Raw genomic sequence first — 454 nt, forward strand, 5'->3', positions numbered from 1 at the left:
GACTAGCCCCGTCCGACGAACGGCATCTTGGTGGCCATGACCGTCATGGTCAGCACGTTGGCATCGAGCGGCAGGCCGGCCATGTAGGCGACGGCATCGCCGACCGCCTTGGCGTCCATGCGCGGCTCGTGCTTCATCGTGCCGTCGGGCTGCATGACGCCGGGGCCGGCGACCATGCGGTCGGTCATCGGCGTCGCGGCGTTGCCGATGTCGACCTGGCCGACCGCGATGTCGTACATGCGGCCGTCGAGGTTCGAGGCTTTGGTCAAGCCGGTGATGGCGTGCTTGGTCGAGGTGTAGGCGGCCGAGAACGGCCGCGGCGCGTGCGCCGAGATCGAGCCGTTGTTGATGATGCGGCCACCGCGCGGGGACTGGTCCTTCATGATGCGGAAGGCGTGCTGGGTGCACAGGAACGGGCCGGTGAGGTTGGTGTTCACCACCGCCTGCCACTGCT

Annotated in this window: 1 protein-coding gene; it reads right to left on the bottom strand. The window is 68.1% G+C overall.

The window, feature by feature from the left end:
* Nucleotides 1–2 precede the first annotated feature (2 nt).
* Nucleotides 3–454: SDR family oxidoreductase (locus tag NJD71_RS13665; RefSeq protein ID WP_319052443.1), on the bottom strand; the 452-nt coding region annotated here is incomplete at its 5' end.

Source organism: Psychrobacter sp. PP-21, from assembly GCF_033790785.1.
In the GTDB taxonomy this organism is placed as follows: Bacteria; Pseudomonadota; Gammaproteobacteria; order Pseudomonadales; family Moraxellaceae; genus Psychrobacter.